Below are 24,214 nucleotides of genomic sequence, written 5' to 3'. Positions count from 1 at the left end.
GTAGTCCGCGACGGCGGGGCCGGCACCCACGGGGGTGTGCCGGCCCCGCCGTGCTGTGCCGGGCGGGCCGCCCTGCGGGGTGGCCGCCCGGGGCGCGGGGTTTCCGGACTCCCGGGACACCGCGGACTCGGCGGAGCACACTGGGTCCAACAGTGGCCGCCGGGCAGGGGAGGCGGGGCGCATGCCACAGGAAGCGGTACAGGACGGCCCGGGCGCGGCCCGCACCGTCCACCGGCTGGTCGAGGAGCAGGCGCGCCGGGCCCCCGGTGCGCCGGCCGTCCGGTGTGCCGGCAGGCAACTCGGCTACGCCGAACTCGACGAGCGCGCCAACCAGTTGGCCCGGTACCTGCGGCAACTCGGGGTGGCCCGCGGCGATCTGGTGGCGGTGGCGCTCGGGCGCTCGACGCAGCTGCTGGTCGCGCTGCTCGCCGTCCTGAAGGCCGACTGTGCCTTCGTGCCGGTGGAGCCCACCTCGCCGGACCGGTTGTTGCGCCACGTGCTCGCCACCGCCGAGCCGGTCGCCGTGCTCACCGAGCAGGCCCACCGGGTGCGGCTGGCCGACGCCACCGGTGCCCGGCTGCTCTGCCTGGACCTGGACGCGGCGGCGATCGCCGACCAGCCCGGCACGCCGCCGGACTCCCTCTCCGGAGAGGAGGACCTGGCCTGTGTCTTCTTCACTTCCGCCTCCACCGGCCTGCCCAAGGGCGCGCTGCTGGAGCATCGCAACCTGCTGAGCGCGCTACGGGGTTGGCAGCAGGTCTACCCGCTCACGCCGGCCGACCGCCATCTGCAGACCACCACCTTCGAGTTCGACGTCTTCACCGCCGACTGGCTGCGCGCCCTCGGCACCGGCGGCACCCTGGTCCTGGCCGAGGCCAACGCGACGCTGGACCGCTCGGTCGACCTGACCGCGCTGCACCGGCTCGTCCTGGCCGAGGAGATCACCGTCATCGGCATCAACAACCTTCTGTTCCAACGGCTTTACGGTCAGATCAGCCGGCTCGGGCTGCGGTTGGGCGCGGTCCGGCTGCTGCTGGTGGGAGCGGAGAAGTGGTATCTCGACCGGCAGGCGGAGGTTCAGGAGTACCTGGGTGAGGCGGTCCGGGTGCTGAACATCTACGGCGCGGCAGAGTCCGGCATCGACAACCTATACTTCGAACTCCAAGACCTTCCAGGAGAGTTGGAGCATCCCGAGCGGGTCTCGCTGATCGGTCGGCCGTTCCCGGGCACCGAGTCGATCGTCGTCGATCACGCCGGCCGGCCGGTCGGTGCGGGTGAGCCGGGTGAACTCCGGCTGGCCGGACCGACGGTGGGTCGTGGCTACCTCGGCGAGCCGAAGCTCACCGCGGCCCGGTTCCCGGCCGCGGGCCCCGCCGCCGATCGCCGGCCGTGCTACCGGACCGGCGACCTGGTCCGCCGGGGATCGCACGGCCTGCTCGAGTACCTCGGTCGGATCGGCGTGGACTCCGCCACCGGTCACGCCACCGCCTTCGAACTGGCCGAGCTCGACGGGGTGTTGCGGTCCAGCCCGGTGGTGGCGGAGAGCTGGGCGGCGGAGCTGCCCGCCGGCGGGGGCCGGTCGCCACGGGTGGGCTACGTGGTCCCGGCCGACCCGGCGGTGCCCCTGGACGTCGCGGAGCTGCGGGCCTTCGTGGTGGAGCGGCTGCCGGCCGGGCGCGGTCCGGACGTCCTGGTGCCGTTGCCGGCGCTGCCCCGGACCAGAGCCGGCAAGGTGGACCGGGCGGGCCTGCCGCTGCCCGTGCCGGAGGCGTACCCGAACGCCCTGCCCGCCAAGGCGGGGACAACGTCGGTGAAGGCTCGGTCGACGTCGGTGAAGGCTCGGTCGGCGCCGGTGGAGGCCCGGTCGGCGTCGGTGAAGGCCTCGGTCACGACCGTGGCGCCGAAGTCCACGCCGTCGGCCACCACCCCGCCCGGGCCGGGCCGGCCGGCCTGGGCGGCGACGGCCGGGCTGTTCGCCCTGGCGGCCTTCCTCCTGACCGGCGTGCTGTGGTCCCGGTCGACCGCGTTGGGCGGGGTCCCCGACCCCTGGGCGACCGGCTACCGCGGCCTCCACCTGGCCGAGTACCTCGCCTTCGGGCTGGGCATGGCCGTGCTGCTGCTGGGCCGCCCGCGACTGGCCGGGCTGGGCCGTTCACCGGGCCGGACCACCGCCGCCCACCTCGCGCTCAGCTGGCTGCTGATCGCCTGGTGGCCGCAGGACAACTGCTACCGCACCACCAGCGCCGACGACTGGGCGGCCGAGACCGCCCTGGTCTACCTGTTCAACGTGACGCTGGTGCTCGCGGCGGCGGTGCTGCTCGCCTTCCTGCTGGCTCCCGACGAGCGGCCGCGCTGAGCGTCAACTCGGTTGCGACAGACCGGCGAAGAGGCGCCCCAGTGCACTGTTGCCGGCGCGGACCAGTGCCTCGGCGGTGTCCAGCGCCGGTAGCGAGCGGGCCACCAGTGCCACCCCCACCGTGGGGTAGGGCTCGAAGGCGGTGCCGGGCATGGTCGGCAGCAGCAACACGTCGTGTCCCGCGCAGCGCCGGGCGAGCCCGGTCAGGTGGTCGAAGAGGGTCTGCTCGGAGAGCCGGGCGCCGAGCGGGAGATGGTCCAGGGTACGGACCAGGTGGCCGGGTCCGCGCACCCGGTCCAGCCGTGCCTTGATCATGAAGCCGACGGACGGACCGGTCAGTCGCAGGTTGGCCTCCATCGGGGCGAGCCGGTGCTGCCGGTCGAGGACGAAGTCGACGTCGAACCAGCCGCGGTAGCCTGCCGCGGCGAGTGCCTTGCCCACGTCCACGCCGAACCTGGTTGCCCGCAGCGTGAGTTGGCGTGGAAGCAGGCCGGGGCCGACGGTGGCGCCCTGGTAGCCGGTGCCGACCAGGTGCATCACCCCGGCACCGACCGGGTGCACCCGGCCGTCGGTGGCCACCACGGCGTCGAAGGTGACGTCCCGCAGTCGGTCGGCCCCCTCCACGTACGGCTCCAGCAACATGCCGTGCTCGCGTATCAGCGGGTCCTGGTCCATCACCCGCCCGAGCGCGCCCAGCGCGCCGCCCGCCGCAGCGATCTGATCCGGCGTCAGGATGACCGTGCCGAGCCCGCCGACGCCGTACTCCGCCTTGAGCACCGAGGTCTGGCCGGCGGCCGCCCGGCGGGCGAGCGCCCGCGCCAGCGCGCGCGGGCCGTCCGGACGCAGCTGCTGGCGAACCCGGATCTCCGGATGACCGGCCCGGGCCACCTCGGCGAACAGCGCCAGCGAGACCCGCTTGGACTCGAACCGCCGGACCGCCGCGTGGACCAGGGCGTCCCCGCCGTCCCCGGGCGAGCGACCCCAGGCGACCAACGGCAGCCCGAGGCCGCGCAGTTCGGCCAGCAGGTGGGGACGGGCGAGGAGCGCCGGCCAGAACCAGTCGTCCTCGGCGATGCCACTGAACAGCCCGACCCGGTCCCACTCCAGCCGCGTGGTCAGCAGGTCGAGCCAGGCCCGGTCCAGGTGTTGCGGCAGCACCACGGCGGCCGGGTGCGGGCTGTAGAACGGCGCCAGGCCCGCGTAGTGGTGTCCCTCGCGTGGCCAGTCCAGCGCCGGGCCCGGCCGTCGAGCGGTCGCCGGCGGCCCGAACCGGCGCAGCGCGGCGGCTCGCAGCCGATCGGCGGGGCCGCCGCCGGGCCGGGCGACCGGCCCGGCGCCGGGGAGCGGCCTGTCGAGCAGCTCGGGTGCCAGGAACTGCGCGTTGAAGTCGGCCACGTTGCCCACGTGCACGCACCGGCGCCCGCCCGTCCAGGCCGTCTCCCACCTCGTCGGCTCCGCGTCCATGGGCCGAGCCTACGGCCCGGGTGCGATGCCCGGGCCCGGAACGCTCAGTGCTCGCGCCGGTCCACCACCCGGCGCAGCTTCCCGAGCGAGCGCTCCAGCGCCTCCGGATCGACCACGACCACCTCGACGCTGACCCCGACCCCGTCCTTGACGCCCCGGACGATCGCCGCGCCGGCCGCCGCGCGCAGCTCCGGGCCCGCGTCGGGTCGGGCCTCGACCCGCACCGTCAGGTGGTCCAGCCGGCCGCGCCGGGTCAGCTCCAGCTGGAAGTGCGCCGTCACGCCCGGGGTACGCAGCACGATCTCCTCGATCTGGCTGGGGAAGAGGTTGACCCCGCGCAGGATGATCAGGTCGTCGCAGCGGCCGGTGATCTTCTCGATCCGGCGGAACGCGGGTCGCGCGGTGCCCGGCAGCAACCGGGTCAGGTCGCGGGTGCGGTAGCGGATGACTGGCAGCGCCTCCCTGGTGAGCGTGGTGAGGACCAGCTCGCCCGACTCCCCGTCCGGCAGGACCCGGTCGGTGAGCGGGTCGACGATCTCCGGACAGAAGTGGTCCTCCCAGACGTGCAGGCCGTCCTTGGTGTCCACGCACTCCTGCGCCACACCGGGGCCCATCACCTCGGACAGCCCGTAGATGTCCACCGCGTGCAGGTCGAAGCGCTCCTCCAGCTCGCGGCGCATCTCCTCGGTCCACGGCTCGGCGCCGAATATGCCGATCCGCAGCGAGCTGTCGCGCGGGTCGATGCCCTGCCGCTCGAACTCGTCGAGCAGAGTGAGCAGGTAGGACGGGGTGACCATGATGACCTCCGGCTGGAAGTCCTGGATCAGCTGCACCTGCCGGGCGGTCATCCCGCCGGAGGCCGGGACGACCGTGCAGCCGAGTCGTTCCGCGCCGTAGTGCGCGCCCAGGCCGCCGGTGAACAGGCCGTAGCCGTAGGCGATGTGCACCTTGTGCCCGGGGCGCCCACCGGCCGCCCGGATCGAGCGGGCCACCAGGTCGGCCCAGGTGGACAGGTCGCGCTCGGTGTAGCCGACCACGGTCGGCCGCCCGGTGGTGCCGCTGGAGGCGTGCAACCGGCGGACCTGGTCGAGCGGGACCGCGAACATCCCGAAGGGGTAGTTGGTGCGCAGGTCGGCCTTGCTGGTGAAGGGGAACCGGGCCAGGTCGGCCAGGCTGTGGCAGTCGGCGGGGGTGACCCCGGCGGCCTCGAACGAGTGGTGGTAGAACTCGACGTGACGGTAGGCGATCTCCAGGGTGGCGCGCAGTCGGCGGAGTTGGTGATCCCGGAGCTCGTCCGGGCTCATCCGCTCGCCGGCGTCCAGCAGTTCGGACGGGAGCGGCTCGCCCAGCCGGCGGGCCGGACCGCCGCTCACCGGCGCTGCCCGCCGGACGACGGCAGGTAGTAGGGCCGGTTGTGGGCCGCCACCGGTGGCGACTGGTGGCTCCAGACCCCGACCGCCGGCGCGTCGCCGACCAGCATGACCAGGTCGCGTCCCGGCCGGCCCGCCTCGCCGGGCGCGTCCGTCACGGTGAGTCGGACCCGGTCCGCCTGCCCCGCGTCCAACTCCCAGTAGCGGTAGGGATGGTAGACGTTCATCGGGCCGGCCAGCAGGCGGCCCTTCGGGTCGGTGCCGTAGCCGGTGACCGGCGCGTTGTTGACCGGTTCGTCGACCAGGGCGGCGAGTTCGGCCTCCAGCGCGAACAGCTCGACCTCCCCGCGGGCCAGACCGCCGTCCGGCGCGTACTCGGCGGCCCGGCAGCTGATCGACCAACCGGTGCCCACCACGGGGCTGTTGGGCGACGGCATGGTGACCTCGAACCAGCCCGGGTACTTGGGCTCGGCGTAGAGCTTCGAACCGGCGTCGATGGCCAGCGGGTTGTCGCAGAGCACGTGCAGCCGGGCGATGCCGAGCATCCTGGTCTGGTCGTGACCCCGGGCGTACTCGCGGTAGTCGACCGCCGGCACCAGGGCGGCGCAGGCGGCCGGATGGGCGATCAGGTTGATCTCGATCTCCTGGGTCACCCCGGCGCCGTTCGGGTACTGCGCGAAGTACAGCTGGTAGTTGACCGAGACGCAGGCCGATCCGTCGAACTCGGCCAGCACCAGCTCCGGGTGACGATCCGCCAGTAACGCCCGGGCGGGCCCCGGGTCCACCAGGTAGTCCACGCCGAGCTGGTGCAGGGCACCGTAGTGGAACGGCAGGTGGTACGGCTCGGCCACCGGCGGCAACGGGAGCCGCTCGGTCATCGCGGAGTCGGTCATCGCGGGGTTGCTCCTCGGAAGGGGACGGCGACGGGGTGGTGCAGGGTGGTCGGGCGGCGGCGGGCCAGCAGGTCGCGGTCGATCTGCTCGGCGCTGCGCAGCGCGAGCGCCGCCATGGTCAGCGAGGGGTTGCTGGTGCCGAGCGACGGCATGCTGCCGCAGCCCACCGCGTACAGGTTGGGGTGGTCCCAGCAGCGCTGCCACGCGTCGACCACCGAGTTGCCGGGCGAGGTGCCCATCAGATGGGTGCCGCCCGCGTGCCCGGCCGCCCGGTAGCCGTACCGCCGCCCCTCGAACTCGAAGCAGCCGGGCCAGTCCGGGCCCGGTGCGTAGCGGGTGCGGTCCTGCACGCCGAGCAGCGCGAAGAGCTGCCCGGAGACCGCCCGCGCGGCGGCCATCCCGCGCTTGACGTGGTCGGAGAGCCGGTACGCCAGCACCGGGCGGGGGTTGCCCAGCAGGTCGCGGTGGCGCGGGTCGATGGTGACCCGGTTGGCCGGATCGGCCTCCTGCTCCAACTCGAAGGAGAGCGCGAACTCACGGCCCACCCGGTCACCGACCGCGCGCCGCAACGCCGGACCGAGCAGCCCCCGGCCGTCCGGTCCACCGGACCGCAGCAGCTCGGCCACCCGCAGGTCCGGCGGACCGACCGCCCAACTCCAGCCCCAGTTGCCGATCTCGACCCGGAACGGCGCCCGGCGGGCCCGCTCGGGACCGAACCGGAACGCCTCCACCCCGGCGGTCAGCGCGGGCCCCCGGTACGGGCCGGCCGGCCGCGGCAGCAGTCCCCAGGTGAGCAGCACCGGGTGGTCCATCAGGTTCCGGCCGACCTGGTCGCTGCGGTTGGCCAGGTCGGAGGCGAGCAACAGCCGGGCGTTCTCGATCGCGTGCGCGGCCAGCACCACCAGGTCGGCGTCGGCGTGGTGGGTGTCCGGTTCCGGGGTGCCGCGTTCGTCGTACCGGCGGTACTCCACGCCGGTGATCCGGCCGTTGCCGGCGGCCAGCACCCGGCCGACCACCGCCCGGGTCAGCAGGGTCACCGACTCCGCCCACCGGCCCTGGGTCCGCAGCGGCGTGTACTTGGCGCCGGACGGGCAGACCGGCACGCAGCTCGCGTGGCCGACGCAGCGCGGCTGGCCCACCTCGTCCCCGGGTCCGCGGGCCGGGCCGTGGTGCGCCGGATCGGGGACGCCGTTGCGGGCGTGCGGGGTGCCGACCACCCGCAGCTCGGTCGGCGCGGCGGCGCCCGGCTCGTGCACGGTCCGGCCGTCCCAGGCCGTGGCGGCCAGCCGGTCCAGGTGGCCGCGTGGGATGGCGCGCATCGGGAACGCGTAGTCGTCCGGGAACGGCAGGCCGAGCGCCGCGCGCTGCTCCTCGACATCCGCGGCCACTCCCAACTCGGCCTCGGCGGCCCGGTAGTGGGGCTCCAGCTCGGAGTAGCCGAGCGGCCAGTCACGGCCGGGGCCGAGCCGGGAGACCCGGAAGTCCTCGGGGTGCATCCGCGGGGTCAGCCCGGTCCAGGCCAGACCGGTGCCGCCGTTGCCGCGCAGGTAGCCGCTGACGTACGGGTCGGGGCCCTGCTGCACCAGGTAGCCGTCGTCCCGGAGGCCGCCGTCGGGGGAGGGCGCGACGGGGGTGGTCCGGTAGGGCGAGGTGATCACCTTGCGGTCGGCCGCCCGGTACGTGTCGGCGGCAGCAGTCCGGAGCCGGGCCGGATCCTCCCGCCGGTCGCCGGGGCCGGCCTCCAGGACCAGGACCCGCCAGCCCTGGTCGCCCAGGCGTTTGGCGATCAGCGAGCCGGCGAAGCCGGCGCCGACCACGATCGCGTCCCAGCGGGACTGGTCCATGGGGGAGTGCGGGGTCACCGGCGGGCCTCCGGGAGGCTCGGGGGAGCGGTCCAGCTGCCGAACCCGGGGGCGCGCGTGCCGGGCGCGTGACCACCGATGGTCTGCCAGAGCAGCCCGCCGGCGTACGAGCCGGCGCTCACCGTGTACGGCGCCGCGGCCGCCGACTCCCGCCCGAGCGCGGTCCGCACCGGCTCCGACAGGCCGGGCCAACTGCCGGTGTACCAGAGGTGGGTGAGGGCGCGGGCGACCTCGCGCAGCGGCTCGTCGGTGATCAGCTGGGGCGCGTGGCCGACCCCGGCGGGGAGCGCCGTGAGCCGGTCCGCGTGCTCGGGTCCGACCTCCCGCCGCAGGGTGGCGAGGTGACCGGCGGCCAGGCCGGTCGCCCGGAGTTCGTCGGTGGCGAAGCCGGTCAGCTCCGCGGAGACGGCGAGGAACCTCTCCGTGGTCGGTCTCAAGGCCACCCCTTCGGTTGACTGCTGTGGTCACGACACGCTCGGTGCCGCGGGAAGCATTCCTCGCTCCCGGCCGTCCCATGCGTCGCACCGAGCGGGCGGTGGCCGCGCCCCCGCGGGCTCCGGCTACTCGGGGCCGGTGCGTTCGGCCAGCCGCTCGTAGCGCTGGCGCGCCGCCTGCGGGGTGCCGAGGCCGAGGCCGAAGGCGATCTCCTGCCAGGTCATGCCGCGCCCGCGGGCCATCTTGAGCAGGCCGGTCTCCAGCTCGTCCAGCTCGCCGCGGACCAGCGGCAGCAGGGTGAGCGCGGCCGTGACGTCGGCCTGGTCGACCTCCGGCTCACCCTCGTCGAGCAGGGCCGAGCCGACCATGAGGAGCGCGACCAGCCGGACCACCTCGTGCGGGCCGGGGGTGGTCGGGTGGGTCTGCCGGCGGCGCTGCTCCTCGGTGGCCGCGTGCCGCTCGGCGAGCCGGAACAGCGCGGCGTACTCGCGCTGGGCGCGGACCTGGCCGGGGTCGGGGGCGGTGAAGGGACCGCTGGTGGGATCGGTTGCTGACATGCCCTCAGAGTGCGATTCGCGCACTCCGTTGTCAACGGAATATGTTGAACGAACTGTTTAAGTTCCCGATCATGCCGGCCCGAAGGTCAAGCTTTGGTAATCGGTTGCCTTGCGCCGCAAGCATGGGTCTATGCTTGTCGAGGTTTTGCAGGAGGCACCTCGTTCGGTGAGGCGTCTTCACGGACACAGGCCACTGATCCCACCCGTCGAGAGACGCTCCGGATCAGGACAGATCTTCCCGACCTAAGGGTTGATCCCAAGTGGCTTCCGATTCAACGGGATCGGATCACGCCGTGAAGTGCCAAAGCTCTGACGAGTTGGGGTGAACCGGCGCCGCTTCGGTGTGCTGGTCCGCTCCTTGCCGCGTCGATGACACGCACCACGAGGTGCGTCCGGCCGGAAGGAGGCGAGAGACATGGATTCGAGCAGTAGTAGTCCGGGCCACAAACGGCCCCGCATCCGCATGTCACCGTCTTCTTCTCACGGCACGCGGTAACCACCTTCCCTGCGCGAATCTCGAGTCGCACCTCAGTCCCCGCACGGCCGCGTGTCGTGACGGTGCCTCAGGCTGCCCGCTCGCAGGGGGGATTGCTGCTGCGTGCCTCCAAACCTCCCCCTGTCGCGGGGGGCTCGGGAGGCTCTCAGTCATGACCGACACCATCACCACCACGGACCAGGCCACGGCGCCGCGCGGCGCCGTCCTCGACGACGCCCACATCGGCGACATCAAGGGTGCGCTCGGCACCATCCGGCTGGACGACGACGCCCCGCGCCAGGGCCTGTCCGCCAAGCTCAAGACCCTGCTGGCGATCGTCGGCCCCGGTCTGATCGTCATGGTCGGCGACAACGACGCCGGTGCCTTCGCCACCTACGGCCAGGCCGGCCAGAACTACGGCACCCACCTGCTGTGGACCCTGCTGCTGCTGATACCGGTGCTGTACGTCAACCAGGAGATGGTGCTGCGGCTGGGCGCGGTCACCGGCGTCGGGCACGCCCGGCTGATCCTGGAGCGCTTCGGCAAGTTCTGGGGCGCGTTCTCGGTCATCGACCTCTTCCTGCTCAACGCCCTCACCCTGGTCACCGAGTTCATCGGGATCACGCTGGCCTCCGACTACCTCGGTCTGCCGAAGGTCGCCTCGGTCGTGCTGGCCGCCGCCATCATCGTGGCCTCGGCCTTCACCGGCTCGTTCCGCCGGTTCGAGCGGATCGCCATCGCGCTGTGCGCCGGCTCGCTGCTGCTGATCCCGATCTACTTCATGATCCACCCGAAGACCTCGCAGATGGCCCACGACTTCGTGGTCCCGAACATGCCCGGCGGCAGCGGCCAGCTCGCCACCGTGATGCTCCTGATCATCGGCATCGTCGGCACCACCGTCGCCCCGTGGCAGCTCTTCTTCCAGCAGTCGTACGTCATCGACAAGCGGATCACCCCGCGCTTCATGAAGTACGAGAAGGCCGACCTGTGGATCGGCATCGTCGTGGTGGTCGTCGGTGGTGCGGCGCTGATGGGCTTCTCCGCCGCCGCGTTCGCCGGCACCGACGGCTTCGGCAACTTCACCGACGCCGCCGGCATCGCCAAGGGCCTGGCCCAGTCCTCCGGTCACCTGGCCGGTGTGCTGTTCGCGATCGCCCTGCTGGACGCCTCGATCATCGGCGCCTTCGCCGTCTCGCTCTCCACCGCCTACGCGATCGGTGACGTCTTCGGCATCAAGCACTCGCTGCACCGCGGCATCGGCGGCGCCAAGGGCTTCTACGCCGTCTACGCCGGCCTGGTCGCCGTCGCCGCCACCATCGTGCTGATCCCGGGCTCGCCGCTGGGCCTGCTCACCCAGGGCGTGCAGACGCTGGCCGGCGTGCTGCTCCCGTCCGCGACCGTCTTCCTGCTGCTGCTCTGCAACGACAAGGCCGTCCTCGGCCCCTGGGTCAACGGCCCGCGGACCAACGCCTTCACCTCCGCGGTGATCGGTGTGCTGGTCACCCTGTCGATCATCCTGACCGCCTCGGTGCTCTTCCCGAACATCACCGCCAACGCGATCCTGCAGATCATGGCCGCCTGCGGCGTGATCGGCGTGCTGGCCGCCGGGTACTCCTTCACCCGCCGCCGCACCGCCACCAAGGAGGACCCGATCGACCGGACCGGCCGTGACGAGTGGCGGATGCCGGCGCTGGAGACGCTGACCAAGCCGACCATGTCGACCACCCGCAAGATCGGCATGACCGCGCTGCGCAGCTACCTGCTGGTCGCGATGATCCTGGTGGTCATCAAGATCGTCGAGGTCGCGCTCGGCCACTGACGAGCCCACCGACGGCCCGCCGGCCACCCCGTGAGGGGCGGTCGGCGGGCCGTCGGCGTCGCTGCTGGCCGGTCGGGGGGTGCGCCGGCGGGCGAGGCCGGTCCGGCCGCGCGGGCCGGTGGCGTTCAGCCGAGCGCGGTGACGGTGACCCGGGGCAGCAGGTGGTGGTACGCGGCCCGGTCGTAGTCGCCCGCGGTCGGAGCGAGGACGGTGGCGGCAGAGAGGGCGACGGCCCGGGCGAGGCGGGCCGGCCAGGGAAGGGCGTCGAGCAGACCGGTGGTCAGCGCGGCCACCGCGGAGTCGCCCGCGCCGGTGGGGTTGCCGGCCAGCCGTTCTGGCGGGGTGGCCAGCCAGCTGCCGTCCGGGGTGGTCGCGAGCAGGCCGTCGGGGCCGAGCGAGGCGATCACCGCGCCGGCGCCGCGGTCCAGCAGGGCGGCGGCGGCCCGGTGCGGCTCGGCCAGGCCGGTGGCCTCCCGCAGCTCGTCGGCGTTCGGCTTGACCAGGTCGGGGCCGGCGGCCAGGGCCGGCAGCAGCCAGGGCGCGGAGGTGTCCAGCAGGACCGGCACCCCGCGCCCGCGGGCGGCCCGGACCAGCGTGGCGTAGGCGTCGTCGGGAAGGCCGGGCGGCAGGCTCCCGGCGAGCACGACCACTTCGGCGCGCTCCAGCAGCGCGCCGAAGTGGTCGGTGAACGAGGACCACTCGCCCGCCGTGACGGCTGGCCCGGGCTCGTTGAACATCGTGGCGTCCGCGGCCAGCCGATCGACCACCGCGACGGTCCGGCGGGTCTCGCCGGCGATCGGCAGGAGCGCGTCCGGCAGTCCGGCGGCGGCCAGGTCGGCTCGTACGGCCGCGCCCGCGGCGCCCCCGACCAGCCCGGTGACCAGGGTCGTCCGCCCCATCCGGGCCAGCACCCGGGCGACGTTGACGCCCTTTCCGCCCGCCCGGGCGGTGGCCTCGGTGACCCGGTGGCTGCCGTGCGGGCGCAGCGCCGGGACCCGGTAGGTGACGTCGAGCGCGGCGTTGAGCGTGACGGTGAGGATCCCGGTCGGTTGCTCGGCTCGCTCCACCGGTCAGCTGGCCTTGATCACCACGGTCTTCGCCGCCTTGTCGTGCAGGCACTGCTGGTTGGGCTTGTCCCACAGCTGCCACAGCACGTCCAGCAGCGAGTACAGCGTGCCCAGGCAGGGCACCAGCTGCGGGAGCCCGTAGGCCGCGGCCCGGCTCCAGGCGGTACCGCCGGCCGCCGGTTTGCCGTCGGCGAGGTTCACCACGTAGAGCTTCATCGCCTTCTTGCCGACCGTCTGGCCGTTCTGCGTGGAGAGCATCACGCCCTCGTAGGCGGTGATCAGGGCCGCCATGACCACGTAGTAGAGGAAGGTGTTGACCGAGGCGACGACCACGTAGAGCACGATGACCGGGATCAGCAGGACCGCGACGTCGATCAGCCTGGCGAGCAGCCGGTCGCCCGCGCTGGCCAGCACCGGGGTGCCGGGCAGGCCGGGCCCGGCCGGTGCGCCGTACGGCGGCTGGCCGTAGCCGCCGGGGGGCTGCTGGCCGTAGCCGGGCGCGGGCGGCGGGGTCTGCGGGTAGCCGTACTGGTCGGCCGGCGGTGGGGTCTGCGGGTAGCCGTAGGGGTTCGGCTGCGGCGGCTGCTGGCCGTAGGGATTGCCCTGCGCGGGCTGCGGCGGGTAGGGCTGGCCGTACGGGTTGCCCTGCGGCGGGTAGGGGGGCTGCTGGCCGGAGCCGTCGCCCGGATACCCGTAGCCCGGCGGTACGTTGGAACTCATCTGTTGCCCATCCCCACGGTGTGCGGCTGATCGCGCCCGCCCCGCGCATCGGTCGCCGCGCGGCGTGATACGCCCTGAAGGGCGATCATAGGTGGCGGCGGTGTGTGGGCGCGAGGGAGTTGGTGCGGTATTCCGCAGGCCGCCGGGGGCGCAGCGGCGGGCCGCTTCAGTGGCCCAGTCGCCGGAACCGGTCGAGCCGCGCGTCCGGGCTCAGCGCGGCGGCCCGGGCCAGCTCCTTCTCCAGTAGGCCGACGACGCGCCGGACGAAGCCGTCCGGATCCTCGGAGCCGGGAACGGGCTCGGGGAGCACCCGGTCCACCACCCCGTCGGCGAGCAGCGCGGCCGCGCCGATCCGCTGCTGGTGGGCGAGTTCGGCGGCGTGGTCCGGGTTACGGTGCAGGATCACCGAGGCGCCCTCGGGTGGCAGCGGGGAGAGCCAGGCGTGCTCGGCGGCGACGGTCCGGTCGGCGGGCAGCAGCGCGAGCGCGGCGCCGCCGGTGCCCTCGCCCAGCAGCAGGCTGACCACCGGGACCGGCAGGGTGCTCAACTCGGCGATGCAGCGCGCGATCTCGCCCGCCAGCGCGCGCTCCTCGGCCCGCGCGCTCAGCTCCGCGCCGTGAGTGTCGATCACGGTCAGCAGCGGCAGGCGCAGTTCGGCGGCGAGCCGCATGCCGCGGCGGGCGGTGCGCAGGCCGGCCGGACCGACCGGACCGTGCAGCGCGGCGGCGGCCCGGTCGTGACCGATCACCACGCAGCCGGTGCGGCCGAACCGGGCGAGGGTGAGCCGGAGCGCGTCGTCCCGCTCGCCGGTGCCGGTGCCGGCGAGCGGGACCAGGGCGTCGGCCTCCTGGAGCAGCTCGGCCAGTCCGGGACGGCCGGGCTCACGGGTGAGCAGCACCGAGCGCCAGGTCGCGTCGGCGCTGCCGGCGGCCTCGACGGGGGACTCGGCGTCGCCGGTGGCCTCGGTGACGGCCGGGCGCGCGGCGAGTACGTCCAGGGTGTCCGCGAGCCGGCGGCGCAGCCGGTCCGGCGGCAGCACGGCGTCCACCGTCCCGTGCCGCCGCAGGTGCTCGGCGCGCTGCACGCCCGCCGGGAACGGCTCGCCGTACAGCGCCTCGTACACCCGCGGGCCGAGGAAACCGACCAGCGCGCCGGGCTCGGCGGTGGTGAGCTGGCCGAGCGAGGCCCAGGAGGCGAGCACCCCGCCGGTGGTCGGGTGCCGGTGGTGGACCAGGTAGGGCAGCCCGGCGGCCTTGTGCGCGGTGACGGCGCCGGCGATGGCGACCATCCGGACGAAGGCCGGGGTGCCCTCCTGCATCCTGGTGCCGCCCGAGGCGGGGAAGGCGAGCAGCGGGAGCCGCTCGGCGGTGGCGCGCTCGACCGCGCGCAGCAGCCGGTCGGCGGTGGCGGTGCCGATCGAGCCGGCCAGGAAGCCGAACTCGCTGAGCAGGACGGCGACCCGGTGCCCGGCCAGCCGTCCCTCACCGGTCAGCGCCGCCTCGTCGGCGCCGCTGCGGGCCCGGGCGCGGGCCAGCGCCTCGGGGTAGGGACCGGTGGCGGGGTGCTCGGGCGGGGTGTCCCAGCTGCGGAAGGTGCCCGGGTCGAGCAGCTGCTCGGCGAGGCGCAGGGCGGCGGGGATCGGCGTGATCGGTTGGTCCACGGGGTCAGTCTCCGGACCGGGAGCGGATCGGGCAAGCCCCGGCCGGCCGAAGTCGACCAACCGTCAGAAGCCGGACAGGCGTCCACAAAACGGTGACCGGACCGGCCGGGATCCCTGATCATCGCCGTGTGGAATTCACAGTTTCGCCAGTCCACCGACAACTGAAGGGCACCTCCGACGGGAATGCTCTGGACGGCACCGAAGCCGGGCTGCGCATCGCCCGGTCCCGCCCCCGAACCGGTCCGCGGCCCCCACCACGGGACCGGTACGGCGGGTCCCCGCACCTCCGCCGTGAGCCGGCTACCGAAGGCCGGCCGCCTTCCCTTGGAGTGTCAGTGTCCATGCGTTCGAGGTCGCGCCTTGCCGGGTTGTCCGCCGTCGCCATGACCACCGCCGCCGCGGTGTCCCTCGCCCTGTACCCGCACGGCTCGGCCGTCGCCGACACCCCACCGGCGTCGAGCACCGTGTCCGCTCCCTCGCACATCGTGGTCGTGATGGAGGAGAACCACTCCTACGACGACGTCATCGGTGACACCAGCGACGCCCCCTACATCAACTCCCTCGCCTCGCAGGGCGCGCTGATGACCCAGTCGTTCGCCGTCACGCACCCCAGCGAGCCGAACTACATGGCACTGTTCGGCGGCAGCACCTTCGGGCTCAGCTCCGACGCCTGTCCGACCAACGAGGGCAACACCGCCAACCTCGGCTCCGAACTGCTGGCCGCCGGCGACACGTTCGTGGGCTACTCGGAGGACCTGCCCAAGGCCGGCTCGACCACCTGCACCAGTGGGTCGTACGCGCGCAAGCACTCGCCCTGGATCAACTTCAGCAACATCCCGGGCTCCGACTCGCAGCCGTTCAGCTCCTTCCCCACCGACTACAACCAGCTGCCCACCGTGTCGTTCGTGATCCCGAACCTGGACGACGACATGCACAACGGGACCATCAACCAGGGTGACACCTGGCTGCAGAACAACCTCTCCTCGTACGCCACCTGGGCGCAGCAGAACAACAGCCTGCTCATCGTCACCTGGGACGAGGACGACTACACCGAGAACAACCAGATCCCCACCATCATCGTCGGTGCCAACGTGCAGCCCGGCCAGTACAGCGAGACGATCAACCACTACAACCTGCTCGCCACGCTGGAGCAGATGTACGGTCTGGCGCCGGTCGGCGAGAGTGCCAACGCCACCCCGATCACCGACATCTTCGGCTGATCCACCGCCAGCATGCCGTCCCCCGGCGCTCCTCGCCCGGGGACGGCCCCGGCCCGATGACCGAAGGGGGCGTCCCGCCGACATGCCGGATCCCGTGCAACCCTCGCTGCCCAAGTCGGCCGCACCCGCCAGACGTTGGCGCGGTACGGCGCTGGTCGGACTGCTCCTGCTCGGAGCGGCCGCGCTGACCGGTTCCGCGCGCGCCGGCAGCGGTTCCGCCCTGCCCGGCGGCCCGCTGCGGGTGGACGCCGCCAGCTGCGGCACCCCGCCCGCGCACCTGCCCGCCGGTCCGCTCTCCTTCGGCGTCACCAACGGCGACAACGTCTTCGCCAGCATCTACCTGGTCTCGCCCGACGGCGGCCTGGCCTACGCGGAGATCCCCTGGATCGGCCCGAACAAGACACTCCCACTGGCCACCACGCTCACCGGTGGCCAGTACGCGGTCCGCTGCGTCTTCTCGAACGGGACGGTCCGCACCTCGCGCACGGTGACGGTCACCGGCACCGCCGCCGGCGCCGTGGCCGGCTACAAACCGCTCTCCGACCTGGAGATGACCGGACCGGTCAACGCCTACCGCGCCTACGTCACGGCCGCGTTGCCGGGCCTGCTCGCGGCCGCCCAGAGCCTGGACGCCGACCTCGCCCGTGGCGACCTGGCCGCCGCCAAGGCCGACTGGCTCACCGCGCACCTGGACTACGAGCGCCTCGGTGCCGCCTACAACTCCTTCGGCGACTACGACGACGCGATCAACGGCATGGCGAACGGGCTGCCGCAGGGCGTCGACACCCCGCAGTGGACCGGCTTCTTCGCCCTGGAACGGGGGCTCTGGCACGGCGCGAGCGTCGACCGACTGCGCCGGCTCAGCCAGCAGTTGGTCTCCGACGTCAGCGGCCTGCGGCAGGACTTCCCGAGCGAGGACACCGACCCCGGCGACCTCTCGCTGCGCGCGCACGAGATCCTGGAGAACGCCCTGCAGTTCCAGCTCAACGGCATCGCCGACTACGGCAGCGGCACCACGCTGGCCACCCTCGGCGCCAACATCCAGGGAACGCAGGAGGTGTTGAGCGTGCTGACCCCGGTGCTCCAGCCGCGCGACCCCGCGCTGCTCGACCAGGTGAGCCGCCAACTGACCGCCCTGTCCGGCGAAGTGGCATCGAGTCGATCGTCCTCCGGCGCGTGGACTCCGGTGACCCAGCTCACCACCGCCCAGCGCCAGCGTCTCGACGGGGACCTCGGCAGCCTCCTGGAGGAGCTGGCCGCCATCCCCAACCTGCTCGCAGCTAGGAACCACGCATGAGCCTCCGCACGCCTCCCACCCCTGACGGCTGCCCGATGGCCGCCGGTCAGGCCGGTCACGCCGAACCGTCGCTGCGCCGCCGGGCCTTCCTGCGCGGCGCCACGCTGGGGGCCACGGTCGGGGCCGCCGTCGGTGCGGGCGCGCTGGCCGGGGCGGTGGCGGTGGCCGCCGAGCCCGGTCCGGGGCCGTCCGGCCGGCGGATCCCGTTCCACGGGCCGCACCAGGCGGGCATCACCACCCCGCAGCAGGCTGCCGCGTCGTTCGTCTCGTTCAACGTGATCGCGCCCGACCGGGCCGGGCTGGTGAGTCTCCTCCAGACGCTGACCGACCGGATCCGCGCACTGACCGCCGGCGGCCCGGTGCCCGCCACCGACCTCGCCTCCCCGCCCTCCGACAGTGCCACGCTCGGCCCGGTGCTGCCCGCCGACGGGCTGACCGTCACGGTCGGCGTCGGCGCCTCGCTCTTCGACGGTCGCTACGGGCTGGCCGCGCGCAAGCCGGCCCAACTGGTCCCGATGCCGGCCTTCCCGGACGACAACCTGGTGGGCTCCACCGAACTGCACGGTGACCTGATGCTCCAGATCTGTGCCGACTCGCGGGACACCGTGATGCACGCGCTGCGCGACATCGCCAAGCACACCCGCGGTGGCATGCAAGCGAGTTGGAAGGTGGACGGCTTCCACGCCGCGCCCCGGCCGAGCGGCACGCCGCGCAACCAACTCGGCTTCAAGGACGGCACCGCCAATCCCGACATCGCTGACCAGACGGTGGCGGACGCCGTGCTGTGGACGCACGGCGGAACGTCCGGCGAGCCCGCCTGGGTGGAGGGCGGTTCGTACCAGGTGGTGCGGATCATCCGGATGCTGGTCGAGTTCTGGGACCGGGTCTCGCTGCACGAGCAGGAGAACATGATCGGCCGCCGTCGCGACACCGGCGCACCCCTGGACGGCACCCGCGAGTCCGACCCGCCGGACTACCACGCGGACCCACAGGGCCTGTTGACCCCGATGACCGCGCACATCCGGCTCGCCAACCCGCGCACCCCGGCCACCACGAACCAGCAGATCCTCCGCCGTGGCTACAACTACGAACGCGGCCTCGACCTCGACGGCAACCTCGACGTGGGCCTGGTCTTCTGCTGCTACCAGCAGGACGTGGCCCGCCAGTTCCAGACCGTCCAGCAGCGCCTGGCCGGCGAGCCGCTGGTCGACTACATCTCCCCGACCGGCGGCGGCTACTTCTTCGCACTCCCGGGCGTCACCGGGCCGAACGACCACTTCGGCTCGGCCCTGCTCGCCTGAGCCCCCGGCCATCTCCTGGCTCGACACGCACGGTGAACGGCCTTGCCGCCGAGATGACCTGATGGTGGGTCACACTGTGCTTCGAACCCGAACCCAAGCGCGGGGTGGCCGCCGCCCGCCCGCGAGCCGCCCCGCGCCCCGGCCGTGGAGGTGGCCCGGGCATGCCCACTCAGGAACAGGACCCCCGCACGCCCGCGCAGCGCTACCTTGCCGCCCTGGCGAGTGCGGCGGACTTCGCGAAGGCCGCCGGCACGCAGTCCACGCCGACCGACCTGCCGGCGGACACCGACCCGGCGGCGGCCACCAAGGCGCTGGACGACGTGCGGGCGGTCGCCGTGGAGTGGTTCGGCGTCGTCTACCCGCCGGTGCTGGCCCTCTCGCGGGCCGTCGTCAACGAGGACCGGGGGATCGGCACCCAGCTGCGCAGCCTGATCGACCCGGGCTGTCGGCTCGCCGGCAGCCCGGGTGACGACCGCGCGGCGAAGTCGGAGATCGAGCCGGCGGTCGCGGAGTTGGCCCGGCGGGTCGACCGGCTGGAGGGACAGGCCGCGACCCTGCACCTGTCCCTGGTCACCTTCGGAATGGCGCTGCGGAGGGTCGGCCGGGCACTGACGGCGGCAACCGCCGATCTGCTGAACGACGTTCGGTGCCGTGACGCCCAGGTGCACGCCGACCGGGCCCGGCTCGACAGCCTCGAGTACGCCTCCTGCTCGGACGAGAACGACCTCGCCGCCGCCGGAAGGGTCCTGCACGAGGACGGTCTCGTCTACGACGCCGTCCTGCACTTCCACGGACAGCTCAGTCGAGTCGGCGAGCAGCTCGCCGAGGCCCACAACGGCATCTCCTACCTCGACGGCGCCTGGTCCCTGCTGGCCGACGAGGCCCGCCGGGTCAAGATGGGCCTCGCCGCCGCCGTCCGCGACACCGGGGTGGCCCGGAAGCTCGACTTCCAGAAGGCCGAGCAGAGCTGGAACCGGCTGGTGGCGCACAGTCGGGAGATCCTCGACGCCGCGCCCCCGTCGCCGTCGCTCTCCGACATCCAGCCCTCCACGGCGGGAGAGGTCCCGTGAGACCGGCCGGGTAGCCCGCCATCGCCCGGTGAGCTGCTGACTCATCGTCAACTTGCCCTGTGGAAAGCCGTCCTGTGCTCTCCGGTCCGGGTGTCGCGGTGCGATCCAGCCACTGCGGGACGGCGGCGAGGGGGAGTGGGCGTCAGATGCCCCCCTCGTTGGGACCTTTGGCCTTCGGTGCGGTTGAGCGGCCGATGTCGTGATGCTCGCCGGTCCGGGGCCTGTTGGCCGGCCCACCCACCCCCGGTGGGGTGGGTGGGCCACGTGGCGGTGGACGAGGTCAGAGCCGGAGGGTGCCCTCCAGCTGGGCGTGGTCGTGCCCGGCGGCGTCGACCGTCACCCGGTAGTGGATCTCCTCGCCGCGGCGCGGCAGGTGGTCGCGGTCCAGGCCGGCCCGCTCCACCGTGCGGAAGTGGTAGCCGTCGTCCTCGCAGCGGGCGCGGGTCTGGTGGGTGACCGGGAAGTCGTCCTGGTCCTGGTCGGGGCGGCGCATCTTGACGGTGATCAGCACGTCCTGCCCCTCCTCGGAGCAGTGGCCCGACCCGTTGATCTCCACGCTGTCGTTGTCCAGTACCCGGGCGCTGAACTGGGTGAGCGACACCGGGCCGTCGTGTCGCGGGCCCGTACCGTGGGCGGCGGTCGCGGGGGCGAAGGCGGACAGGCCGAGGAAGGCGGTGAGGGCGAGGGCGGTGGCGGCGGTACGGCTGCGCATGGGGTGGGTTCCTTCGCGGTGGGGGAGGAGGGGCAGCCGCAGCCTGACCCAGCCGGACCGGGCCGCCCGGCACCGTCCCCCGAACGGGGCATGTCGCTGCTCCGCCCGGACCCAAGGAGGAGTCAAATGGCAGGCGCCACCTATGGGTTGAAGCGCGAGTAGTCCGGCTGGCTCCAGCGCAACGGGCTCGCGCCCGGGCTCTCCACCACCCCGGTGACGGTGAACTCCACGAGCCGCTGCGCACCCGGGAGGGCGGCGGCGTGGGCGGGGTCCCAGTCGGTGCGGGCGGTGCCGGTGAGCTGCAGGGTGGTGCCGGTGGACCAGTCGACGAGGAGCAGGCCGGCGCGCGGGTCCACGGCGAGGTTGCCGAGCGTGTTGAACATCGAGTTGCCGGCGTAGTCCGGCCAGACCAGCCGGTCGGGTGCCGGGGCGCGGACGAAGCCCGGGTTGCCGCCGCGGTGCGAGGCGTCGAAGTGGCCGGCGCCGTCGGTGGTGGCGACGAAGAAGGTGTCCGCCCTCTCGACGGCCGCGCGCTGGGCGTCGGAGAGCACACGACCCCGGGCCGCTGGAGCGGTGCCGGGCGGTACCGGGTGGTGGCTGCGCTGCTGGATGTACTTGGGGCAGTTGGCGTAGACCTGGTCGAGCTCGATGCGCAGGCCGGTGGCGGTCGGACGGGCCCGCCCGTTCATCCGCATCCGGCGCCGGCCGGCGGGGTCGAGGGCGATCGTACCGACTCCGGCCGGGGCGGCGAGGACGGCGTGCAGCGGGTCGTCCGGGCGGGGACGGGCGGCGACGACCAGCTCCCGCGGCCCGTCCGGGCGGAGGAAGCCGGGCTCGCCGGTGAGCAGGGTGGCCCAGACCGGGGCCCCGGCGTCCGGCGCGCTGGCACCCAGCACCAGCATCGGCTGGGCGGCCAGGAACCGGGCGCCGACCTCGGGGATCCGGCCGCCGATCACCCGGCCCACCGAGTCGGCCCGGTCGAGCACGCCGGCCTGCCGTTGCACCGCGCGCTCGCCGGGGTGGAAAGGGGTGGTCATGGCGGGCTCCATCGAATGGGCTAGAAGAAACCGCAGGTCGGAGCGGTGCTGCTGGGGGCGGGACGCCCGTCGGCACCGGCGGGTGCGTAGACCTCCAGGCGGATGCCGTCCGGGTCGGTGAAGAAGACGCCGCCGGAGCCGGCCCCCTCGCGGTGCGGCACCACGCCCTCGTACTGGAAGTCGGCGGCCAGGCCGCGCAGCACGTACTCGATCGCGTGCACCTCCTCGACGGAGTCGACCCGGAACGCGAGGTGGTGCAGGCCCGGCGCGTCGGTGGGGAAGTCGCCCTTGCTCTGCTGCCAGAGGGTGAGCACCGGCGTGCCGGCGCGGCCGAGGTAGGCCCAGCGCTGGTCGCCGTCGCTGCCCTCGGAGACCAACTCGAACCCGAAGACCTGCTGGTAGAAGCGGGTTGAGCGGTCGACATCGGTGACGTTGAGGCCGAGGTGGCCGGTTTGCGGGGATGTCATCGAATACCTCCGGTCGGGGCGTCCGGGTGCCTGTCCGGGCTAACCTCTGTTATCGAGTATGGGAGTTAGTCAGTGGGCAGTCAACCAATGTCATGCTTCATGGTGGTTAGAATCAGAGGGCGGCCTCCTGGCCGCGGAGGCCGCCGAGGCGGCGAGGAGAGGACGTTCGATGTCCCAGGAGGAAGCGGCGGACCCGCGGCCGCTCGTCGGCGAGCCGCTCGCCCTCGACCTGCTCAACACCCGCTGGAACAACGGCGGCAACCCGCGCGACCTGCTCGACAGCCCGGGCGGGCTGGCCCAGTGGCTGCGGCTGACCGGCCTGGCCGGCGGCGCGGACGCCGCCCGGGTCGCCGTCGACCCGGTCACCCGGGACGCCCTGCTGGCCGTCCGGGCCGCGCTCTGGAGGCTGGTCGAGGGCGACCGTGGCCCGCGGGCGGCCGGCGCGCTCAACGAAGTGCTCGCGCACGGCCGGATCCGGCGCGTGCTGGGGCCCGACGGCCGTCCGTCCGAGCACACCGAGACCGACCAGCCCGGCTGGCTGCCCGCCTGGCGCGCGGCCGACGACTACCTGCGACTGCTCGCCGAGGCCCCGAACCGGATCCGGCGCTGTGCCCACCCCGACTGCGTGCTGCACTTCCTCGACACCTCGAAGAACGGCACCCGTCGCTGGTGCTCGATGGCCTCCTGCGGAAACCGCGCGAAGGCCTCCCGGCACTACGCCAGAACCAAGTCGGCGTAGCGGGCGTCCTGGGGGTGGTGAAGGGAGACGGGTTTCGCATGCGTGGGGTGGCCAGTTGCCTGCTCGGGAGCTTCACCGAGCCGCGGGTCGAGCACGGGCACGCGGTGGACCGGTACGTCGAGATCGGGTCGCTCACCAAGACGCTGACCGGGACGGTGCTGACGCGGTTGGCGGCGGCCGGGGTGCTCGACCCCGACGAGCCCGTGGAGCGGGTGCTGCCGACCGTGCCGGCGGGGACGGGAATCACGCCGCGGCGGCTGATGACGCACACCTCCGGGCTGCCCCGGCTGCCGCCCGGCATCTCGCTGCGTGACCCGTACCGGTCGTTCACCGACGAGGCGCTCGCCGCGCTACTGCCGCGGCTGGACCGGCTGTTGGCGCGGCCGGCGGGCGGGGAGGCGGAGTACTCCAACTTCGGGTACGCGCTGCTCGGCGCGGTGCTGGTCGCGGCCACCGGGCAGGGGTACGAAGAGCTGCTGCGGGAGCAGGTGTTGGGGCCGCTGGGGGTGACCGAGGTGACCTCCCGGCCCGATCCGGCCGAGCGGCTGGTCGGCCGTGGGCTGCTGGGGCGTGATCGTCGGCCGTGGACCATGGACGGCGCGATCCTGCCGGCGGGCGGCCTGTGGGCCACCCCGCGGGCCGCCGCCGCGCTGCTGACCGGCCTGGTGGTGGAGCGCGAACTGGGTGCGCCGGCCCCGAGTTGGCAGCGGAACGGCCGGGTCACCTGGCACAACGGTGCCACCGGGGACGCCAGCGTGCTGGCCGCCGCGACCGACGACGGCCGGTGGGTGCTGCTCCACCGGCTCGGTGCGCACCGGCGTACCGACCGGGACGGGATGCGGGCGTTGCGCGAGGCGGTCTGAAGCCCGGCGCGGGAAAACGGTGGTGGCCCGTGGCCGGCTCAACGGAGGAGCCGGTCACGGGCCTTGGGGAATCAACGGACCCTGGGACGGTCTCAGAAGTCGAAGACCTGGCCGGTCGCCCGGAGCATGTCGCACTGGTTGGTGAACGTCTGCTGGTAGGAGACCGGTTGGCCGTTCCAGAAGCCCTCGGCGGCCGCCGTGACCGGCAGGTAGAGCTCCGGACAGAGCGTGTGAGCGACCGGCAGGGCGGCGAAGTCGCCCTGCACGCCCGCCAGTCCGGCGCAGGCGGCCGCCGCGTCGGGGTGGTCGCCGCCGACGCTCGGCTGGCAGCTGAGCAGCACCGTGCGCTCCCACTGCGCGACGTTCTGCGAGCTGTCACCGGTCAGGGTGAGCACCAGCGCGTCGGGCGCGGGGGTGTCGGCCGCGGGTGCCGCGGCGGCGTGAACCGCCGGGGCCTGGGCGGCGGTCGCGGCGGTCGCGGCGGTCGCGGGGACGGCGGTCGCGGTGCCCAGGGCCAGTGCGGCGGTCGCGGCGAGGGCGGTGGCGAGGATGTTCCTGGTACGCATGTCGAACTCCCTTGGTCGACTGAACGGACAGAGCTCGGCAGTATCACCACAGGGAATTGTCATGCTCATAATTGATCAGCCTGGAGGTGGCCATGACCGGCCAGGTCGCATTGGCTGGAAGTCGCCACCACATCCGCTCCGGGAGGCTGCGGGAGTCCCACTGGTTGGCCGCCCCTGGATCGCCGTCGACCGGGGGCGGGGTGGGGTATGCGGGGTTCGGCCACCGCCGAACGGCTGATTTGGTCACTCGTGGTGGCCGATTCG

Annotated in this window: 21 protein-coding genes and 1 riboswitch; of the genes, 8 read left to right on the top strand and 13 right to left on the bottom strand. The window is 73.5% G+C overall.

What is annotated here, in order from left to right; translation table 11 throughout:
• Positions 1-181: 181 nt before the first annotated feature.
• Entirely contained in the window at positions 182-2,356 is a 2,175-nt protein-coding gene (locus tag ACZ38L_RS09025) for an AMP-binding protein (protein ID WP_465690730.1), read from the top strand.
• Between the two features lie 3 nt (positions 2,357-2,359).
• Here the strand turns inward: ACZ38L_RS09025 and ACZ38L_RS09020 are convergent, their stop codons facing one another.
• From ACZ38L_RS09020 to ACZ38L_RS08995, 6 genes are all read right to left on the bottom strand, one after another.
• Positions 2,360-3,820: a hypothetical protein gene (locus tag ACZ38L_RS09020; RefSeq protein WP_465690728.1), complete on the bottom strand. Its 1,461-nt coding sequence runs from the start codon at positions 3,818-3,820 to the stop codon at positions 2,360-2,362.
• A gap of 44 nt (positions 3,821-3,864) precedes the next feature.
• Positions 3,865-5,124 (bottom strand): phenylacetate--CoA ligase PaaK, encoded by a 1,260-nt coding sequence (gene paaK / locus ACZ38L_RS09015; protein ID WP_465690869.1) that lies wholly within the window; start codon positions 5,122-5,124, stop codon positions 3,865-3,867.
• Between the two features lie 65 nt (positions 5,125-5,189).
• Positions 5,190-6,083: a hypothetical protein gene (locus ACZ38L_RS09010; RefSeq protein WP_465690726.1), complete on the bottom strand. Its 894-nt coding sequence runs from the start codon at positions 6,081-6,083 to the stop codon at positions 5,190-5,192.
• Positions 6,080-7,945, bottom strand: coding sequence for a GMC family oxidoreductase (locus ACZ38L_RS09005; RefSeq protein WP_465690724.1), 1,866 nt, complete (start codon positions 7,943-7,945; stop codon positions 6,080-6,082). Before ACZ38L_RS09005 ends, ACZ38L_RS09010 begins: the two co-directional genes overlap by 4 nt.
• Entirely contained in the window at positions 7,942-8,382 is a 441-nt protein-coding gene (locus ACZ38L_RS09000; protein ID WP_465690722.1) for a hypothetical protein, read from the bottom strand. The genes ACZ38L_RS09005 and ACZ38L_RS09000 overlap by 4 nt, the downstream gene beginning before the upstream one ends.
• A 123-nt stretch (positions 8,383-8,505) precedes the next feature.
• Positions 8,506-8,937 (bottom strand): DNA-binding protein, encoded by a 432-nt coding sequence (locus ACZ38L_RS08995; RefSeq protein ID WP_465690720.1) that lies wholly within the window; start codon positions 8,935-8,937, stop codon positions 8,506-8,508.
• A 151-nt stretch (positions 8,938-9,088) separates the two neighbouring features.
• A riboswitch (M-box (ykoK) riboswitch) is annotated at positions 9,089-9,266 on the top strand.
• Positions 9,267-9,584: 318 nt separating this feature from the next.
• Here ACZ38L_RS08995 and ACZ38L_RS08990 point away from each other — a divergent pair.
• Positions 9,585-11,231, top strand: a complete 1,647-nt coding sequence (locus ACZ38L_RS08990; protein WP_465690718.1) for an NRAMP family divalent metal transporter — start codon at positions 9,585-9,587, stop codon at positions 11,229-11,231.
• A 125-nt stretch (positions 11,232-11,356) separates the two neighbouring features.
• Here the strand turns inward: ACZ38L_RS08990 and ACZ38L_RS08985 are convergent, their stop codons facing one another.
• The 3 genes from ACZ38L_RS08985 to ACZ38L_RS08975 form a co-directional block, all read right to left on the bottom strand.
• Complete coding sequence (locus tag ACZ38L_RS08985) at positions 11,357-12,298, bottom strand: 1-phosphofructokinase family hexose kinase (protein WP_465690716.1); 942 nt, start codon at positions 12,296-12,298, stop codon at positions 11,357-11,359.
• Positions 12,299-12,301: 3 nt separating this feature from the next.
• Positions 12,302-13,018 carry an RDD family protein gene (locus ACZ38L_RS08980; protein ID WP_465690714.1) on the bottom strand — a complete coding sequence of 239 codons (717 nt, stop codon included), beginning with the start codon at positions 13,016-13,018 and terminating at the stop codon, positions 12,302-12,304.
• A gap of 166 nt (positions 13,019-13,184) precedes the next feature.
• A complete protein-coding gene (locus ACZ38L_RS08975; RefSeq protein WP_465690713.1) occupies positions 13,185-14,678 on the bottom strand; it encodes a carboxyl transferase domain-containing protein in 1,494 nt (497 codons plus the stop codon).
• Positions 14,679-15,061: 383 nt separating this feature from the next.
• Between ACZ38L_RS08975 and ACZ38L_RS08970 the strand changes: the two genes are divergently transcribed.
• From ACZ38L_RS08970 to ACZ38L_RS08955, 4 genes are all read left to right on the top strand, one after another.
• On the top strand, positions 15,062-15,898 hold the full coding sequence (locus tag ACZ38L_RS08970) for an alkaline phosphatase family protein (protein ID WP_465690712.1): 837 nt from the start codon (positions 15,062-15,064) through the stop codon (positions 15,896-15,898).
• Positions 15,899-15,980: 82 nt separating this feature from the next.
• The gene (locus tag ACZ38L_RS08965; protein ID WP_465690711.1) at positions 15,981-17,195 is read left to right on the top strand and encodes an EfeM/EfeO family lipoprotein; all 1,215 of its coding nucleotides are present in this window, start codon (positions 15,981-15,983) and stop codon (positions 17,193-17,195) included.
• Positions 17,192-18,496: an iron uptake transporter deferrochelatase/peroxidase subunit gene (gene efeB, locus ACZ38L_RS08960; protein ID WP_465690709.1), complete on the top strand. Its 1,305-nt coding sequence runs from the start codon at positions 17,192-17,194 to the stop codon at positions 18,494-18,496. Before ACZ38L_RS08965 ends, efeB begins: the two co-directional genes overlap by 4 nt.
• 161 nt (positions 18,497-18,657) lie before the next feature.
• On the top strand, positions 18,658-19,566 hold the full coding sequence (locus ACZ38L_RS08955) for a hypothetical protein (RefSeq protein ID WP_465690707.1): 909 nt from the start codon (positions 18,658-18,660) through the stop codon (positions 19,564-19,566).
• A 280-nt stretch (positions 19,567-19,846) separates the two neighbouring features.
• Here the strand turns inward: ACZ38L_RS08955 and ACZ38L_RS08950 are convergent, their stop codons facing one another.
• From ACZ38L_RS08950 to ACZ38L_RS08940, 3 genes are all read right to left on the bottom strand, one after another.
• Entirely contained in the window at positions 19,847-20,278 is a 432-nt protein-coding gene (locus tag ACZ38L_RS08950; RefSeq protein ID WP_465690705.1) for a hypothetical protein, read from the bottom strand.
• A 140-nt stretch (positions 20,279-20,418) separates the two neighbouring features.
• Positions 20,419-21,315, bottom strand: a complete 897-nt coding sequence (locus ACZ38L_RS08945; protein WP_465690703.1) for a pyridoxamine 5'-phosphate oxidase family protein — start codon at positions 21,313-21,315, stop codon at positions 20,419-20,421.
• A gap of 20 nt (positions 21,316-21,335) precedes the next feature.
• A complete protein-coding gene (locus ACZ38L_RS08940; RefSeq protein ID WP_465690701.1) occupies positions 21,336-21,782 on the bottom strand; it encodes a VOC family protein in 447 nt (148 codons plus the stop codon).
• A gap of 169 nt (positions 21,783-21,951) precedes the next feature.
• On the opposite strand from ACZ38L_RS08940, the gene ACZ38L_RS08935 reads away from it, so the two are divergent.
• Together ACZ38L_RS08935 and ACZ38L_RS08930 are read left to right on the top strand one after the other, a co-directional pair.
• On the top strand, positions 21,952-22,521 hold the full coding sequence (locus tag ACZ38L_RS08935; RefSeq protein ID WP_465690699.1) for a CGNR zinc finger domain-containing protein: 570 nt from the start codon (positions 21,952-21,954) through the stop codon (positions 22,519-22,521).
• Positions 22,522-22,559: 38 nt separating this feature from the next.
• Positions 22,560-23,384 (top strand): serine hydrolase domain-containing protein, encoded by an 825-nt coding sequence (locus tag ACZ38L_RS08930; RefSeq protein ID WP_465690697.1) that lies wholly within the window; start codon positions 22,560-22,562, stop codon positions 23,382-23,384.
• Positions 23,385-23,476: 92 nt separating this feature from the next.
• On the opposite strand, the gene ACZ38L_RS08925 is transcribed toward ACZ38L_RS08930, so the two are convergent.
• Positions 23,477-23,950 carry an SSI family serine proteinase inhibitor gene (locus tag ACZ38L_RS08925; protein ID WP_465690695.1) on the bottom strand — a complete coding sequence of 158 codons (474 nt, stop codon included), beginning with the start codon at positions 23,948-23,950 and terminating at the stop codon, positions 23,477-23,479.
• Positions 23,951-24,214: the final 264 nt, after the last annotated feature.

The sequence above is a fragment of the Kitasatospora sp. NPDC024654 genome, assembly GCF_055559155.1.
Note: the sequence above shows the minus strand (reverse complement) of the source record. Positions and strands in the feature narration are given on the sequence as shown.